We start from the raw sequence: 15,868 nt of genomic DNA, 5'->3' as shown, positions 1-15,868 counted from the left end.
GTCGGGGTGGTGAGGGTGGTGGCGCGGCGGGGCAGAGCTTCGCAGGCGATGCCGTCGTCCGGGCCTTGGTCCTCGTCCAGCCGGTGGGGGTCGCTGGGGTCCTGGCCGAAGACGGCCTGGGCGTCTTCCTGGAAGGTGAAGTTGCGGCAGTCGAGGTCTTGAGCCTGGGCGATTCCGCCTAGCGGAATGATCGACGCGATCGCGGTGGCTATGCCTGCGATGGTGGCGCGGCGTGGCATGAGCGTCTCCTCTGGGCCAGGGTGGCCGTTGTTTCGACGCTAACGAGCTCGTGCACGGTAAGCGGCGAGACGTCGAGAACTTCGCCGTGACCTATCTTCACGTCTGCCGTGTCGAGTGCAGGTCCACGGTCTGCTGGTGGGACAGCAGAGCGGCGACGGCTTGCACGGTGTCGCCCATGTGCTCCCGGCGACCGAGGTGTCGGGCCAGGGCCCGCCAGTTCTTCAGATGCGCGATGCCGTGCTCGACCCGAATACGACGCGAAGAGTGTGCCTTGCGCTGGCGCTCGTACATCTCCTCGTACCAGTCCGGGGCGTTCTTCTTGAACTTCCGGTGCGGTGGTGTCACCACCCGGCCGCCGGTCTGTGCGCCCAGTCCCTGGTAGCCGGCATCGGCGAGAATCTCGACCGCAGGCCCGCCGGCCAGGAGCTTGACCAGCCCTAACTGGCGGGCGTGGGTGATGTCCGCGCAGCTTGCGGGGCGGGCCTGGCTGCACCACAGCACGCGGCCTTCGCCGTCCGTGACAACCATGGACTTGACGGCGTTCTGCTTGTTCTTGCCGGAGATGAATTTGTCCCGGCCCTTGCGTCCAGCGGCGGGCCGCCGGACCCGTATCTCCGTGCCGTCGATGATTCCGGTCGTTCCGCTTGAGCCGAGGTGATCGACGACCTCGGCCAGGGTCCGCAGCCGCACGTCAGGGCTGACGGTGCACCCTCGCTCGGCGAGCAAGGGCCGCACCTCGCTGATGGCCCGGGTAATGGTGGAGCGGTCCACGCCGAACCAGCAGGCCAGCACGTCGTGGTGGCACCGTGACGAAGATGGATGAGGGTGGCCAGAAGGCGGTCGACGAACACCAGACGGTGTTTCGCACCGCCGCCCACGGCCCGCTTCCGCGGTCGGGAAGCGAGCCTGGCCTCGTGCCGCTCATGCCACAACGGGCCTATCTCAGCGACAAGTTCAGCAATCACTCCGGACGTCAGGCCCGTGATCCGACGGTTGCTGATGATCACTGCACGAGTCGCGTTCCCCACCACTCGACCATGATCAACCATCCAGGGCCCGACGTCTCGCCGCTTACCGTGCACGAGCTCGTTAGGTCGGGTTTCGGGCTCGGCGCTTCCCTCGGGTGTACTCCGGAATCAGAACTGTCTCGACGAACTCGCCCAGCTTGTGCAGGGAGATGTTGGGCAGAACCGGGGACGCCACTCCGGAGAGCGTGACACCCCACTTCCAGTCCTCCAGATATCCGGCTGTCAGCATGTTGCGCACCAGCCGTAGAAACCGCTGGTCATGGATCTTCTCGCCGGGATCGACAGCAGGACCTGATGGTCCAGGCTGGCGAAGCAATCGGCGATGTCCTCTTCGATGAACCAGGATGTCCCGGTCCAGGTGGGGGCAACCTCCCGCAATACGGTGCGGCAACCTCGACGGGGACGGAAGCCATGCGAGCGGTCGGAAAACGTCGGCTCGTAATACGCCTCTAATAACAGGCGGATCACTTCACCGACGAGCTTGTCCGACCAGGTCGACAGCCCCAGCAGACCCATCTTCCCATTCTTCTTCGGGATATGGATGCGTCGGACCGGTTTGAAGCGGTAACGCTTGTGACGTATCGCCTCGATGATCCGATCGATCTTCCGTTGTGACATGCCGTCCACGGCCCCTATGGGATAATTTTTGCCGTTGGGTACTACTACGTATAAGCGTCCGTGCAGTACCCGGTACGGGTGCGGACAGGGCGGTCCGGCACGCGGGCAATGTCGGTGCCGGTCTATGACGCCTCGGCAGCTTGAACCGTCGTGGGGCGATGCGGCGGTGCCGAACCAGTCCAGTAGCCGCAGAGTCCTGAGCGGCAGGGGCGGGCGCGGCCTCCGGCGTCTTCGCCGGGACCCGGCGGCGCAGGCCCGCGCGCATGTGCCGCCCGGTCTGCGAGCAGCGAATCGTGCCGCTGGCAGACGCTGAACCAGTTGCGACTGTCGGAGACCAGGTATCGGACCTTCCAGCAGGCCGCGCACGCGGTGCCGGGCGGCCTCGCGGCGAGTTGCCGGGCGTTCTCGCTGTCGGCTGGGTCGGCGAGGGCATTCGAGCCTGTGCAGATGCCGTCGGCGTCGCGGCCGTCGAGGTAGGCGGTGTGGCGTACCTGGTTAGAGTGTTCCGGGTCGAACACGACGGGTGTGTACGTTCCTTTCGGGTCGGTCGCGGAGCTGGCCGGGATGTCGACATCGGTCTGCACAGGACCGGACGGTACGTCGAAGCGTACGGTCACGCCGATGATCGAGCCCTCCTCCGACCGGTCGCTGATCTTGACGACGATCGCGTCGGTTTGCCGACCGTGGTATCGCGGGTTCGCCAGCAGCTCGTACTCGTGGCTGGCATTTCTTGCTGGCCGACTATGTGGCCTGAGGGTTGAAGCGGGCCCAGGAAACCAGATGGTCCGCGGTGGGGAAGCGGCTCATGTTGACACCTACCTCAGCGATGATCTCCTGGGCGCCGGTCGCTCCGATGTCGGGTACCTGAGCCTGAGACTGGACAGACCCCTGTGAGGCCCGGGCGCCCTTGTCATGCTCGATGAGCTCGGCTCAGCCTGACATGATCTGCGTCCACTTTGTGATGCCGTCATCGAGGTTGTTGGCCCAGTAGCGCGGATCGTAGGTGAGGGTCTCTTTGATCTCGCTCTTGTGGGCCTCGGGCAGGAAAGGCTTGAACTGGTCGGGCACGGCCGGCGGGTTGGTGAACGGTGTGAGATAGGGGGAGTATTGGTAGAAAGGCGCTTGGCCCTTCTCGGTGGCAACGTACTGGAGGAACTTCCACTGGGCGGACTGGTTCTTCGATCCCTTGATCGCGTAAAGGCTGTCCCAGGCGACGTAGGTCTTGTCCCACAGCTCTCCGAACTTGGCTCCGTTCGCCTTTGCAGCGACGAGTGAGCCGGCGTAACACAGACACATGCCGTAGTCGCCGGACTCCAGGGCCTGGGTCGCAGCGGCGACGGAGTCCTGCGGGGTCATCTCGTTGCCCAGCGTGTTCGCGACCTGCTTCATCTTGGACCAGTCGATGGGGTACATCTTGTCCTGCGTCACCCCGGCGGTCATGAGGATCGGCTCGACCTGCCCTTCGACGTAGTTCAGGAAAATCCGCTTGCCGGGGAACTTCTTGACGTTCAGGAAGTCGGCGCTGCTCGTGGGAGGGTTGTCGCCGTACTTCTCGGAGTTGTAGACCACCTGCACGTTGGTCACGAAGATAGGGATCCCGCAGTCGTCGCCGATGTACTTCTGCTGCATCGCGGAGAGGTCGAAGTCCTTGGGTCGTTTTTCGAAGAGCGTCCCACAGCCGGCGCGGCCGGCGCCCGGCGCGAGGTCGATGATGTCCCAGGTGGTGTTGCCCGAGTCGACCATGGCTTTGACCTTCGCCGGGTCCGACGGGCTGTCGGTGGCGAACTGGACTCCGGTCTGCTTGCTGAAAGGCTCCAGCCAACCCTTCTGAGCCGCCTCCATCGAGCTCCCGCCATAGTTGACGAAGACCAGCCGGGATCCCTTCAGGTCGCCGTCCTTGCCAGCGCTTCCTACGCTGCTACCACCGCCGCAGGCTGCCAGGACGCTGACCGCGGCCGCTATGGCAATGCAGGAGGCGAGTCGCTTTCTACTCTTCACATCAAACTCCTTCTCACAGCCGCGTCAGGACTCAGCGGATGGCCGAATGTTAGGTGTGTCACCCCGCGTCCCCTCGTCGGCAAGCGAATCCCCCCCGCCTGGGGGAGGGGCGCTTCCGTGGACAGGACCGTCCGACTGTGCTCACATACGCCGGGAGCGGTCATGAACACCGCACAGCCGTGAGTCGCGCTCATCCCCCAGACGGGTGTGAGTGGCGTTGGCCCCAAGGAGGCGGTCGGGGCCCCACCTAGCGTAGGGCTGGATCCGCCACGAGATACGGAGCTCAAGATGACTCTGATCGAGAGGACCTTGGAGGCGGCGGGTCCGCCGTCCCCGAGTGCTGCCGGCGGTCAGCGCTGGTCGACCCGGCTCCGGTCTCGTCCGGGGTCCCTCATGGTCGCGCCGGCGCTGGTCTTCGTCGCTGTCGTGTTCGCCTACCCGGTGCTGCGGATGTTCGTTCTCAGCGTGACGAACATGCCAGCGGGCCAGGCGTCGAGCTGGTACTCCAACTACGAGTGGTACCTGACGAGCGGCAGTCAGATGAATATCCTGCGACGCACGTTCGTGATCAGTGCATGGATCACGGTGTCGTGCTTCGTCCTGGGCTTCCCCTACGCCTATCTCATGACGAGAGTGGGCACGCGCGCTCGCCTGCTGATGACAGGGGCGGTGATGCTGCCGTTCTGGTCCAACCTGGTCGTGCGCACCTATGCCTGGGTGATCCTGCTCTCGGACGTCGGACCGCTACAGGCTTTCCTGCGCTCGATGGGCATTCACGCGCCCACCCTGCTGGGCAACGTCGCAGGAATGACCATCGGCGCTACCCAGGTCCTGCTCCCCTTCTTCGTGCTGCCCGTGTACGCCGGGCTCCAGGGCATCGACCGGAGGCTGCTGGATGCTGCCGTGAGTCTCGGGGCGAGTCCTGGTCGTGCCTTCCGGAAGGTCTACCTGCCGCTGGCTGTCCCTGGGATCATGGCTGGTTCGACTCTGGTGTTCGTGCTGTCCCTGGGCTTCTACTTCACTCCTGCCCTGCTCGGTAGCCCCAAGCAGAGCATGATCTCGCAGCAGATCGTGCAGCAAACGAACGCTCTCCTCGCCTTCGGCCGTGGGGGCGCGATGGCTCTCGTCCTCCTGGCGTCGACTCTGCTGATCCTGGGCGCCGCTGCGCTCGTCACTCGCCGCCACACCCGCGCTCTCGGTATCGGAGGGGGCAGGTGAGCGCGGCGTCGAGGCGCGGGATCCTCTCCCGTTCAGTGCTTCGGGTCTGGTGCGTTCTGGTCGGTCTACTGCTGGTGCTCCCGACCCTGGTGGTGGTGCCGATCAGCTTCTCCGATCGACGGAGCCTCATGCTTCCCCGGGGATTCTCCCTGCAGTGGTACGTGAACTTCTTCCAGGATCCGCAGTGGTACGGCGCAGCTCTGCTCACCCTCCGCGTCGGCGTGGTCGTGGCCGTGATCGCCACGGCACTCGGAACCATGGCGGCGATGGCGCTGCACAGTGCACTGGGTCAGTGGCGCGGGCCTGCCCGTGCCTTCCTGATGGCGCCGATGATCGTGCCGGGGGTCATCACCGCCATCGGTATCTTCTACGTCGCGCTGAAGACCGGCCTCACGCAGTCGTACTGGGGCTTCGTCCTCGCCCACACCGTGCTGGCCATCCCGTTTGTCGTCGTCACCGTGACGGCATCGCTGGCTGGATTCGACGGCCAGCTGGTGAAGGCGGCGGCGAGCCTGGGAGCGGGGCCGGTCAGTGCCTTCCGCAAGGTGATGCTTCCGCTGATCGCCCCTGGAGTGGTGACGGGGGCGCTCTTCGCGTTCCTCACCTCCTTCGACGAGGCCATTGTCAGCATCTTCCTGTCGGGCCCCTTCGCGCAGACACTTCCCGTCAAGATCTACGCCAGTGTCACCCAGACCTTTGACCCCACCGTCGCAGCGGCTTCCACTCTCCTGCTGACCGTCACGACCGTGGTCCTGATCCTCTTCGGCGTGCTCAGCGTTGTGAGGGAGAGGCGGTAAGTAATGACCACCAACTACGGCGTCGGTGTCGAGCTTCGCGGCCTGACCAAGCGTTACGGCGACGTGACAGCCCTCGACGGGATCGATCTGACCATCGCCCCGGGGGAGTTCATGACGTTCCTGGGACCGAGTGGCTCGGGCAAGACGACGACCCTCAACCTCATCGCCGGATTCGTGGAGCCCGACGCGGGCCACATCGTCGTCGGTGACAGGCAGCTCGTCGGCGTGCCGCCTCACCGGCGCAACATCGGCGTCGTGTTCCAGAACTACGCGCTCTTCCCTCACCTCCGGGTCGAAGACAACGTGGCCTTCCCCCTGCGGGAGCGTCGGATGAAGAAGGCCGACGTGACCCGCAAGGTGGGCGAGATTCTGGAGGTGGTGGGCCTGTCGCACCTGGCGCGTCGCTCCCCCCGGGAGCTCTCAGGTGGGCAGCAGCAGCGAGTCGCACTCGCGCGGGCCCTCGTGTTCGACCCCCAGCTGCTTCTCCTCGACGAACCGCTGGGCGCGTTGGACAAGCGCCTTCGAGAGGACCTGCAGCTCGAGATCAAGCGGATCCACAACGAGGTCGGGGTGACCTTCGTCTTCGTGACCCATGACCAGGAGGAGGCCCTGGTCATGTCGAACCGCATCGCCGTCTTCAACAACGGTGCCCTCGAGCAGGTCGCGACGTCGAGCGAGCTGTACGAGCGCCCGCGGACCCTTTTCGCGGCTCAGTTCCTCGGCGACTCCAATGTGCTGCGCGGCCCGCTGCAGCGCCGGGGCGACCGACTCGTGCTCCAGTCGGGCACGCTTTCCGTGGAAGTTCCGGGCCACGGCGGAGCCGACCCTGCTGTGAACGAAGCCGCTCTGGTCGTCCGCCCCGAGAAGATGCGAGTCAGGCCGCACGGCCACGCGGTCTCACCAACGGACAACTCGCTGGTGGCCGACGTTGTGGACGTGATCTACCTGGGCGGCCGGCGCCGCCTGGTCCTCGAGGGAGCGGGGCAGAAGTTCCTGGTGGACGAGATGGCTCCCGAGGAGCAATATGCCCACGGTGACCGAGTCGTACTGTCGTGGCGCATCGACGCCGGGATCCTGGTAGACGTCCACCCGGGCGGATCGACACCGAGCGCTGACGCCCCACCATCCCTCGAACGAGCGACGCTGTGAGCTTGGAGGACCCGGTGATGTCACAGCCGCGCCTCACCTTGAGATCACACAAGTGAGGCCGTGACTCGCGATGCTTCGCGTCAGCCTGCTCGTCCCAGTGGAAACGGCCATCGGCATCAGGCCACGCGACTTGCAGCACAGGGAGAGGGGGCCGCCGGCAGAACCGTCTGCCCGAGGAAGGTGAGCTACTAGCAGCGACCAACCTGCCTGAGCGCGACTTTACGACCGACAACAACGCCAGGAGGGCTCTGGCCGTCCGCCCATACCTCGCCTGCGGGGGACTTCTCGCCGGGGGCGTAGAGCATGTGGGGCATGGTGTGGACATCGAGTCCGAAGATGGCGACCGGGACGAAGCGGGCCGCATGGATCTGACGGTCAACGAGCATGTGCAGCAGCACGGATGGCATGTCGTGGTGTTCGTGAAGACGAGATCGGTCCTGGATTCGCACGACCTGCTTTGTGCACACGCACGGGGGACCTGAACCAACCGTAGTCAGGCAGAGAACGCAGCGGCACCCGAACGGATCACCAGTCATGTGCGGAGGGTATGAGGGGGGCGTTCACGTCGAGCAACCAGGATTTGGACCCCTCGGCCGAACGGAGCCGTCACCCTCGGCGACGGCTCCCCATGATCTGTGCCCGACCTCCTTGAGATGACGAAGCCACCGCCCGGCGTGGAGCGCGCTGCCCACACGGGGTCGTGCGCCGTGGCTGTCCGGCACCGCGTCAGGCGTCGTCGAGCACGATCCGGACATCGAGGGGAGCCTCGCCTGCGCGTTCCCCCGCGAACGGCGCCAGCCGCTCGACGAGCGTGACGGGAACGATGAAGCCCTCGGGGCCCATCACTCCGTGACCGGTGATCTCACCTCGCGCGAGCATGACCGCCGCGAGCGCAGTGGGAATGCACGTCGCCCGGCCCATTCCCCCGCTGGGCATCAAGGGCGTGGTGACGAAGGCCCGTGCTCGGCGCTCGTCCTTCGTACCCGCGGCGTAGGCGAACGCCCCGGGGAAGTCGGGCAGCGCGCCGGCTGATGGGCCGTGGCGGCCCGGGGTCAGGAGGAGCTCGCGACTGGCCTCCGGAACGGACAGCTCTCCATTACGGACACGGTCGCGCAGCCGTCGAGCCACGTCCATCAGGCCCCGACGACCGAACATCGCGTTCACCGAGTGCTTGATCTCCGGGAAACTGCGCGGCAGCGAGATCGGCTCCGGGTGACCGCAGGTCCACAGTGTGGCCGAGCCGATGCCCGGGTAGTCGATGGCGAACTCTTCGAGGGCGTCAGCCGTCGTTGCCGCACCGTCACGCCAGATCTGGATCGGAACGGCGAGGTTGTGCAGCCAGTGGTCGATCGCCGCGGAGGGCTTCACGGTGGCCGGGTCGTCAGGCACGGGCGGGATGCCGACGCCACCGCGCCATACCGTGTTCAACGTGTCCACAGTGTCCAGCTGAGCGTGAGCGGCAGCGGCCAGAAGGTTCGAGATGCCGGGCGAGGCGCCCATACCGACGATCGCCGTGACCTCAGCACGCACGGCCTTGCCGTGCAGCTCGAACATCTCGATCGTCGGCTCCCAGTCATCCGCGATGTCGATGTAGTGCGTGCGTGAGGCGATGGCGGCTTCCAGGACGGGGCGACCGAAGAGATAGAAGGGACCAACGGTGTTGATCACCAGGTCGACGGCCCCCAGCGCCGAGCGAAGGCCCGCGTCGTCGGTGATGTCCAGCCGCTGGGAGGAGGCCTTGGGCCCTATGGCTTGGGCGACCTGGAGGGCGCGGGTCTCATCGCGGTCCGCCACGACGACGGAAGCGATGGAAGGGTCACCGGCGATGGTCTCGCACGCCACGCGCCCCATGTCGCCCGCTCCGCCAACGACCAGAACCTGCACGAGCGTCTCCTTCACGTCCGAGGCACGCGAGCACGCGCGCCCGCTGTGGCCACGATCGCTACGCGGTGACCTGGGCGGAGCGACTCCGGCGACAAAGCCGCCCGCCTGGGGGAGTCAGCCGAGTCATGTATGAGATCGCCGCAGAGGCCTCATCCCCCGGATGGGTCGGATTCGGGCTGGCCCCACCACGTCCCGCGACCACCGAGGTGCAGGATCGCGGTGGCGTGTCGCCGAGGTGGAGGTGGCCATAGGTGAGTCCGTCGCGGACCGGATCACGTCGCGTAGCAGACGGCGAAGATCGTCGCCTGGGTGGACGGGAGCGTGACTGCGGAGATGGCCGCATCGGTCGTCGGGCGACTGGTCTCGGCGTTCGACGCCGAGCTGCACATGGTGAGCGCCAATCGCCGTTTCAATGTCGAGCGCTTCGAAGGCGGAAAGCAGGAGATCACGATCACCGCTGCAGAACAAACAGGAGCGGTGCGCTAGCAGCACGGCGCCAGGTGCTGACGTCCTTCCGCGGGGTCGACGTCCGAGCCGTTGCTCGGCATGGTCGTCCGGCCGAGGCCCTGATGAAGCGCGCCGAGTTCGAGCACGCTGCTCTCTTCTGTGTCGGCAACAAGCGCGTCCAGGGCCTGGCCCGGATCCTCGGCAGCGTCGCGCACGAGGTCACCGTGAAGGGACCCTGCGGCGTCCATGTCGCGCGCACGCACGCTGCTGGTGGGAGCTGGTTCAGACTGTCGGGACGAAAGGAGAAGGGTAGCGTGACGCACGAGCCGGCGAGGCGCTTGACGGTGCCGTCGGGATATGAGTACTGGTGGTCGGTCGAGCTGCAGCCGTGGTGGCGTGACATCGATTACCTCGGCCACGTCACCGCCGCGGTTTACGGGACCATCTATGAAGAGGCGATGGCTCGGTTCCTCAGCGAACGCTGGGAGACCGGGGACGCGGATTACGTCGTGGCCCACCTCGCGATGACGTACGTCCGGGAGGTCAGGATGAGCGAGACCCCGGTCCGTGTCTTCGTCCGCTGCGAGGAAGCCCGTCGCAGCACGTTCGTCAGTTCCCTGGTGATCGCGGGCTCGGACGGGGCGCCTCGGAACGTGGCCCACGCGGAGCACGCCGCCTGGGACCGTCAGCTGCGTCGCTCCCGACCGCTGACCCCCAAAGAGCGCAACGGGTTGCTGGGCACTACGTCCACGACCGTCGCGGAGTGAGGAGAAAAATGACTGTGAGCACGAGGCACACTCATCTGACCGAGCTCCGGGCAGCGGTGGAGGACGCCGGTGACGAGGCGTTCGTCGTCATGGACGACGTGACGCACACGTATGCCGACGTGGGCCGCGCCGTCGACAGGCTCGCCTCGGGCCTCCTGCGATTGGGTCTGACCGCGGGAGACCGTGTCCTGCTGATGCTTCCTAACTCGATCGAGGCACTGTGGGCCTGGTGGGCCGTCGACCGTCTCGGCGCCATCGACGTCCCCGTGTCTGTGGAGGCCGTGGGCTCCTCGTTGCGGCACGTGCTGCTGGAGACCCGACCGCGAGTGGTGATCGTCACCGCCGACCTCGTCTCACGCATCGCGGACGTGATGCAGCGTGCCTCTGACGCGCCGGAGATCGACTTGGTTGTGGTCGTCGGCGACGACTTCGGTGCACCACGTCTCGGCACGGCCCAGGTGACGACGATCAGTGCTGTGATGGACGCGCAGGACGGTGCAATCGAGCTCCCGACTCTGCTGGCGCGCTCGACCACCGCGACGGTCATGTTCTCGTCCGGAACGACTGGTCCTCCCAAGGGCGTCATGCTGTCCCACGGCTACTACGGTCACGCCATGCACGCCTACGACGAGGTGCTGGAGCTCGGTCAGGGGCAGCGGATTTACTGCACGCAGCCCCTGTGCCACATCGACCCGCGACTCGTGCTCGTGCAGGCGATGGCCTCACGCGCAACTGCGATCCTGACGCGGAGGTTCAGCGCCTCGGCGTACTGGGCCGACGTCGAGCGGTACGACGTCCACGCCTTCGTCTACATCGGCGCGATGCTGCACCTGATCAACAAGCAACCCCGCGGGGCGTCCTCGAGCCGGCGAAGGATTGGGATGGGCTCGGCCATCCCGCCATCCATCCATCGCGCGTTCTGCGAACGGTTCGACGTCGACTTGCTGGAGGGGTACGGCATGACGGAGATGTACACCATCCTGTGTCAGTATCCCGGCGAGCACGGGCCCGGTGACGTGGGGAGAGAGCTTCCCGGGACCACAATCCGCATCGTGGACGGCGAGGACGAGCTCGTCGACGACGGTGTGCCGGGTCAGCTGCTCGTCCGGCCGGACGACCCGTCAGCCATCATGCAGGGGTACTGGAACCAGCCCGAGGCAACCGTCGCCGCGTGGCAGGGGCTGTGGTTCCGGACCGGCGACGTCGTGAGGCGTCTGGCCAACGGGCGCATCCAGTACGTCGGCCGGGTCAAGGACTCGATCCGACGCCGTGGAGAGAACGTCTCGGCCTGGGAGGTCGAGACTGCCGTCAACCGTCTCGACGAGGTCCTGGAGAGTGCCGCTATCGGCATACCGGCCGACGTAGGTGACGAGGACATCGCCCTGTTCGTGGTGGCCCGACCTGGGATGGTCCTGGACCCGGCGAAGATGCGCGATGCGATCGCACGTGACCTCCCACGCTTCGCGCTCCCTCGCTACATCGAGGTCGTCGACTCACTCCCGAAGACATCGTCTGAGCGCGTGGCCAAGGCCACCCTCCGCGAACGAGGACTGTCCGCCCGCGCGCTCGACTTCGACACGGCACCAGGTCGGGGCCGGCGCTGAGGCCACGGCCTCCGGCGCAGGGTTGCCCGGGAGCCTCATCCCCCGGACGGGCCGTTCCCGGGCCTCGGAGCCACGCCGTAGCGACGGGTGCGGCACCCTGGCCGGACACCCCACCCCCTGAGGAGAGTCGATGCCCGAGGCCGTGATCGTCGCCACCACCCGATCCCCGATAGGCCGCGCCCACAAGGGCTCGCTCAAGGACCTGCGACCGGATGATCTGGCGGTCCAGATGGTGTCCGCCGTCCTGGCCGACGTGCCGCAGCTGGATCCTAGAGAGATCGATGACCTGCACCTGGGCGTCGGTCAACCAGCCGGAGAGTCCGGGAACAACCTGGCACGAGCGGTGGCGGTCCAGGCCGGCATGGACCACCTGCCGGGCGTGACCGTCAATCGCTACTGCTCCAGCAGCCTGCAGACCACGCGTATGGCCCTCCATGCCATCAAGGCAGGCGAGGGCAATGCGTTCCTGTCCGTCGGCGTCGAGACCGTGAGCCGTTACACACACGGCATGTCGGACAATCCCGAGGGCCAGAACCCGGTGTACGGGAGCGCGCAGGCGCGAACAGTGGCACGAGCCTTCGCAGGGACCGGGCATTGGGTGGATCCGCGGTCGACGGGCGAGCTTCCGGACCTCTATATCGCCATGGGTCAGACCGCCGAGAACGTTGCCCAGGTTCTCGGGATGTCCCGAGAGGAGCAGGACGAGTTCGGGGTCCGCAGCCAGAATCTCGCCTGTCAGCGCATCGAGCAGGGGTTCTGGGCTCGCGAGATCACGCCCGTGACCCTGCCCGATGGCACCGTCGTGTCCGTTGACGACGGACCGCGACCGGGGACCACGATGGAGAAGGTCAGCCAGCTGAAGCCCGTCTTCCGCCCGGACGGGACCGTGACCGCGGGCAACGCCTGCCCGCTCAACGACGGTGCGGCCGCGCTCGTCGTGATGAGTGACGTCCGGGCACGCGAGCTCGGCATCACCCCGCTCGCCCGGATCGTCTCCACGGCAGCCACCGGACTCTCTCCGGAGATCATGGGCTTGGGGCCGGTCGAGGCCATCCCCGCCGCGCTCGCCCGGGCAGGTATCGGTCTCGGCGACGTCGACCTGTTTGAGATCAACGAGGCATTCGCCGTGCAGTCTCTCGGCTCTGCTCAGAAGCTCGGTATTCCTGTCGAGAAGCTCAACGTCAACGGTGGCGCTATCGCCGTCGGGCATCCCTTCGGCATGACCGGCGCGCGCATCACCAGCACCCTGATCAACTCGCTGCAGTGGCACGACAAGGAGATCGGGGTCGAGTCGATGTGCGTCGGAGGCGGGATGGGCATGGCGATGGTCCTGGAGAGACTGTCCTGAGTTTCCGGGGCCGACGCGGAGACGCCGCATTCCCCAAACGGGGCGGCTTGTCCACCGGCCATCGACTCGCGGCTGTTGATGGCCTCGTGGGATCCCGCGTCGCCGGACGCAGGTCCGGCCAAAGTCGCCCACCACAAGCGATGCCAGATCCCTGTCGAGGCCACCCACGAGGAGAAGGAGCAGCTGGTCCTGGACACGATCGACGAAGCCCGCATCTGCGGCGTCGACGTCCCCCTGGTCGTCGCCGACGCCGGATACGGCCACGCCACCGCCTTCCGCCTATTGAGCCTGTCTTGAGATCTCGCTTCGCTACGTGAACTGTCTTGCGTTTCAGATCGTGGCCGGGCCGGTGGCAGTGCTGCTGTTCTTCGCTGTGCTGACGGGGACTGTAAATCGTTCGGCTCTGTCCCGTAATCGGTGGTGACGAAGCGTGACCGAGCTCGTTGGCATCGCATGCGCGATGTCAACTGCCTTGTGGGGACCGTGTTTTCTGGGCTATCGGCTCTGGTCATTGAGAACGTGACGAACCAGGATGAGGCGATCCGCCTGTCGGCGCGAACCCGGCACGAGGCGGTGTCGTGCCCGAAGTGCGGGACGCCGACCTCGAGAGTGCACGGCTTCCACGAGCGTACGGTGGCGGACCTGGCGGTGGACGGCCGACGAGTCGTGGTGTCAGTGCGGGTCCGGCGCCTGGTCTGCCCGGTGCTGGGCTGTCCGCGGCAGACCTTCCGCGAGCAGGTCCCCGTGACGCGGCTGCCACTGCCCCCGCTGCGCGTGCCGCGGGTACTCGGCGTCGACGACTTCGCCCTGAAGCGGCGCCACCGCTATGCCACCATCCTGACCGACGCCGAGACCGGCGAGCGGATCGACGTACTGCCAGGCCGCAGCGCCGACACGCTCGAGACGTGGCTGCGTGAGCATCCCGGCGCCCAGATCGTCTGCCGCGACGGCTCGGGGGCCTACGGCGAGGCGGTCCGCCGAGCCCTGCCTGACGCGGTGCAGGTCAGCGACCGATGGCACATCTGGAAGAACCTCTGCGACAAGGCGCTGGCCGAGGTCCGCTCCCACAGCTCCTGCTGGGCCACCGTCAACCCGCCCCGCCCCGCAGGAGTACATGAGCAGACCACCCGTGAACGATGGCAGCAGATCCACGACCTGCTCGGCAAAGGCGTGGGCCTCCTCGAATGCGCCCGACGCCTCAACCTGGCGCTCAACACCGTCAAGCGTTACGCGCGCACCCAGGAACCGGAAGCACTGCGCCGGGCTCCTCGTTACCGGCCCACCCTCGTCGATCCCTACCGCGACCACCTTCGCGCCCGCCGGGCCGCCGACCCCGCCGTCCCCGTTCTCCACCTCTTCCACGAGATCAAAGAGCTCGGCTACACCGGCAGTCTCAACCTCCTCTACCGCTACATCACCCAAGGCCGGGCCGAGGGCAACCGCCCCGTCCTCACGCCGCGCCGCTTCGCCCGCCTTCTACTCACCCGCCCCGACAACCTGCGGGACAAGGACACGGAACTCCTGAGAGAACTCATCTCCGCCTGCCCCGAGATGACCGAACTCGCCCGCCTCGTCCGGCAGTTTGCCGCACTGCTCACCCCTGCCACCGACAACGCCATCAGACTTACCGAATGGATCAACGCCGTCCGAGCCACCGACCTGCCCCACCTGCACGCCTTCGCCAACGGCCTGGAACTCGACCGCACCGCTGTCGACGCCGGCGTTACGCTCCCTCACCACAACGGACGCACCGAAGGCGTCAACACACGAACGAAGAGGATCATGAGGCAGATACACGGACGGGCCGGGTTCACCCTGCTCCGCCACCGCATCCTCCTCCAGTAGCCGCCACGCTTCGTCACCACCGATTACGGGACAGAGCCGCTCGTTTGACAGACCCCGATACCTCACTGACCGAGGACGACCCTGGGTGTGCTCGTCGCCGGCGCTTGTGGGACCAGGGAGCGCACGGCCAGCTCTGCGTAGGAATCGGCGATCTCGTGGGGACTGATCCCGTCGTCCCTGTACCAGCGGCAGATGTCGACGCACATCGAGATCAGGGCGTTGGTCGCCATGCGGCGGTTGGAAACTTCGAGGACACCGGAATCGGCCCCCAGATCGATCACGGCGCGGAACTCCACCACGATCTGTCGTCTCAGTGCGCCGATCTCGCGCAGGTGCTTGCGGTTGAGGGCGTTCAGCTCGTAGTTGACCACACGCGATCGCAGGTGCGACGTCGCGTGGTGCATCACGAAGTCGTGCATGAGAGCCCGCAGCTGCGCGACCGGGTTGGGGCTCGATGCACGGGCTGTCCGCACAATGCGCACGGCCTCCTCGTGTCCATCGAGGGCGATCAGGTAGAGCAGATCCTCCTTGGACTCGTGGTGCGCGTAGAGGGCGGTGGGGGAGATCCCGGCGGCCTTGGCGATGTCGCGCGTGCTGGCCGCGTGGTAGCCCTTGGTCGCGAAGCACTCGATCGCTGCGCTCAGGAGTCGCGCGCGGGTCTCCTGCCCTCGTCCCGCGTTCGTCGTCTTCATGGGCGCCTCTCTGAGCCGGTCCAGCGGCCCCGTCCGGGTTCGGCAACGGGGAACTCACACAGCATGGCGGGAGAAGAACCCGCTGAGTGAGCCCGATCCCCCACGAGCGCCCGGGTGGGGGATGCGTGGCGTGAGGAGTGAGTCTTGGCCCCTTTCAGGCGCTTGGGTTCTAGAAGTGGTGGCAACACCAGACCCTGAAGGATGCTGCATTGACCGGCAGGTTCCGATGATCA

The 15,868-nt window shown here is 66.5% G+C and carries 15 protein-coding genes and 4 pseudogenes; 11 read left to right on the top strand and 8 right to left on the bottom strand.

From position 1 onward, the window contains the following. The 6 genes and pseudogenes from FNH08_RS04210 to FNH08_RS04185 form a co-directional block, all read right to left on the bottom strand. A pseudogene (locus FNH08_RS04210) lies at positions 1-239 on the bottom strand (excalibur calcium-binding protein); the annotation flags it as partial. A gap of 97 nt (positions 240-336) precedes the next feature. Then, complete coding sequence (locus FNH08_RS04205) at positions 337-1,032, bottom strand: transposase family protein (protein WP_322723639.1); 696 nt, start codon at positions 1,030-1,032, stop codon at positions 337-339. A gap of 303 nt (positions 1,033-1,335) precedes the next feature. Then, positions 1,336-2,012: pseudogene (locus FNH08_RS04200) on the bottom strand (reverse transcriptase/maturase family protein); the annotation flags it as partial. Then, positions 2,009-2,470 (bottom strand): hypothetical protein, encoded by a 462-nt coding sequence (locus FNH08_RS04195; RefSeq protein WP_152769867.1) that lies wholly within the window; start codon positions 2,468-2,470, stop codon positions 2,009-2,011. The pseudogene FNH08_RS04200 and the gene FNH08_RS04195, both read right to left, overlap by 4 nt. Positions 2,471-2,627: 157 nt before the next feature. Beyond that, positions 2,628-2,741: a transposase gene (locus tag FNH08_RS04190; protein ID WP_322723647.1), complete on the bottom strand. Its 114-nt coding sequence runs from the start codon at positions 2,739-2,741 to the stop codon at positions 2,628-2,630. Between the two features lie 75 nt (positions 2,742-2,816). Further along, on the bottom strand, positions 2,817-3,884 hold the full coding sequence (locus FNH08_RS04185; protein WP_152769866.1) for an extracellular solute-binding protein: 1,068 nt from the start codon (positions 3,882-3,884) through the stop codon (positions 2,817-2,819). Between the two features lie 288 nt (positions 3,885-4,172). Here FNH08_RS04185 and FNH08_RS04180 point away from each other — a divergent pair, with 288 nt between their 5' ends. The 4 genes from FNH08_RS04180 to FNH08_RS50575 all read left to right on the top strand — a co-directional run bounded on the left by FNH08_RS04180 (position 4,173) and on the right by FNH08_RS50575 (position 7,530). After that, positions 4,173-5,102, top strand: coding sequence for an ABC transporter permease (locus tag FNH08_RS04180; protein ID WP_152769865.1), 930 nt, complete (start codon positions 4,173-4,175; stop codon positions 5,100-5,102). Continuing rightward, on the top strand, positions 5,099-5,899 hold the full coding sequence (locus tag FNH08_RS04175) for an ABC transporter permease (RefSeq protein ID WP_322723637.1): 801 nt from the start codon (positions 5,099-5,101) through the stop codon (positions 5,897-5,899). Before FNH08_RS04180 ends, FNH08_RS04175 begins: the two co-directional genes overlap by 4 nt. 3 nt (positions 5,900-5,902) lie before the next feature. Then, on the top strand, positions 5,903-7,048 hold the full coding sequence (locus tag FNH08_RS04170; protein ID WP_152769864.1) for an ABC transporter ATP-binding protein: 1,146 nt from the start codon (positions 5,903-5,905) through the stop codon (positions 7,046-7,048). Between the two features lie 317 nt (positions 7,049-7,365). Beyond that, the gene (locus FNH08_RS50575) at positions 7,366-7,530 is read left to right on the top strand and encodes a hypothetical protein (protein WP_194238362.1); all 165 of its coding nucleotides are present in this window, start codon (positions 7,366-7,368) and stop codon (positions 7,528-7,530) included. A gap of 244 nt (positions 7,531-7,774) precedes the next feature. Here the strand turns inward: FNH08_RS50575 and FNH08_RS04165 are convergent, their stop codons facing one another. Beyond that, positions 7,775-8,932 (bottom strand): saccharopine dehydrogenase family protein, encoded by a 1,158-nt coding sequence (locus tag FNH08_RS04165; protein WP_152769863.1) that lies wholly within the window; start codon positions 8,930-8,932, stop codon positions 7,775-7,777. A 321-nt stretch (positions 8,933-9,253) separates the two neighbouring features. Here FNH08_RS04165 and FNH08_RS52975 point away from each other — a divergent pair, with 321 nt between their 5' ends. From FNH08_RS52975 to FNH08_RS04140, 7 genes and pseudogenes are all read left to right on the top strand, one after another. Next, positions 9,254-9,418 carry a hypothetical protein gene (locus tag FNH08_RS52975; protein ID WP_194238361.1) on the top strand — a complete coding sequence of 55 codons (165 nt, stop codon included), beginning with the start codon at positions 9,254-9,256 and terminating at the stop codon, positions 9,416-9,418. Between the two features lie 14 nt (positions 9,419-9,432). Further along, positions 9,433-9,576: pseudogene (locus FNH08_RS53910) on the top strand (hypothetical protein); the annotation flags it as partial. 117 nt (positions 9,577-9,693) lie between these two features. Continuing rightward, positions 9,694-10,146, top strand: a complete 453-nt coding sequence (locus FNH08_RS04160; RefSeq protein WP_322723635.1) for an acyl-CoA thioesterase — start codon at positions 9,694-9,696, stop codon at positions 10,144-10,146. A gap of 14 nt (positions 10,147-10,160) precedes the next feature. Beyond that, positions 10,161-11,750 (top strand): AMP-binding protein, encoded by a 1,590-nt coding sequence (locus FNH08_RS04155; RefSeq protein WP_194238359.1) that lies wholly within the window; start codon positions 10,161-10,163, stop codon positions 11,748-11,750. Positions 11,751-11,880: 130 nt separating this feature from the next. Then, entirely contained in the window at positions 11,881-13,098 is a 1,218-nt protein-coding gene (locus tag FNH08_RS04150) for an acetyl-CoA C-acetyltransferase (protein WP_152769860.1), read from the top strand. A 57-nt stretch (positions 13,099-13,155) separates the two neighbouring features. Continuing rightward, positions 13,156-13,380, top strand: a pseudogene (locus FNH08_RS04145) (transposase); the annotation flags it as partial. 171 nt (positions 13,381-13,551) lie between these two features. Next, positions 13,552-14,943 (top strand): ISL3 family transposase, encoded by a 1,392-nt coding sequence (locus FNH08_RS04140; RefSeq protein ID WP_152769858.1) that lies wholly within the window; start codon positions 13,552-13,554, stop codon positions 14,941-14,943. Between the two features lie 62 nt (positions 14,944-15,005). On the opposite strand, the gene FNH08_RS04135 is transcribed toward FNH08_RS04140, so the two are convergent. Continuing rightward, positions 15,006-15,635 (bottom strand): TetR/AcrR family transcriptional regulator, encoded by a 630-nt coding sequence (locus FNH08_RS04135; protein ID WP_152769857.1) that lies wholly within the window; start codon positions 15,633-15,635, stop codon positions 15,006-15,008. Positions 15,636-15,868 lie beyond the last annotated feature (233 nt).

This window comes from Streptomyces spongiae (assembly GCF_009377185.1).
GTDB classification, from domain to species: domain Bacteria; phylum Actinomycetota; class Actinomycetes; order Streptomycetales; family Streptomycetaceae; genus Streptomyces; species Streptomyces spongiae.
This window is presented reverse-complemented; position numbering and strand designations above follow the sequence as displayed.

Coding starts and splice junctions, on each gene's coding strand:
- FNH08_RS04180 (WP_152769865.1), top strand. CDS start 4,173: ATGACTCTGATCGAGAGGACCTTGGAGGCGGCGGGTCCGCCGTCCCCG.
- FNH08_RS04170 (WP_152769864.1), top strand. CDS start 5,903: ATGACCACCAACTACGGCGTCGGTGTCGAGCTTCGCGGCCTGACCAAG.
- FNH08_RS04150 (WP_152769860.1), top strand. CDS start 11,881: ATGCCCGAGGCCGTGATCGTCGCCACCACCCGATCCCCGATAGGCCGC.
- FNH08_RS04140 (WP_152769858.1), top strand. CDS start 13,552: ATGCGCGATGTCAACTGCCTTGTGGGGACCGTGTTTTCTGGGCTATCG.
- FNH08_RS04135 (WP_152769857.1), bottom strand. CDS start 15,635: ATGAAGACGACGAACGCGGGACGAGGGCAGGAGACCCGCGCGCGACTC.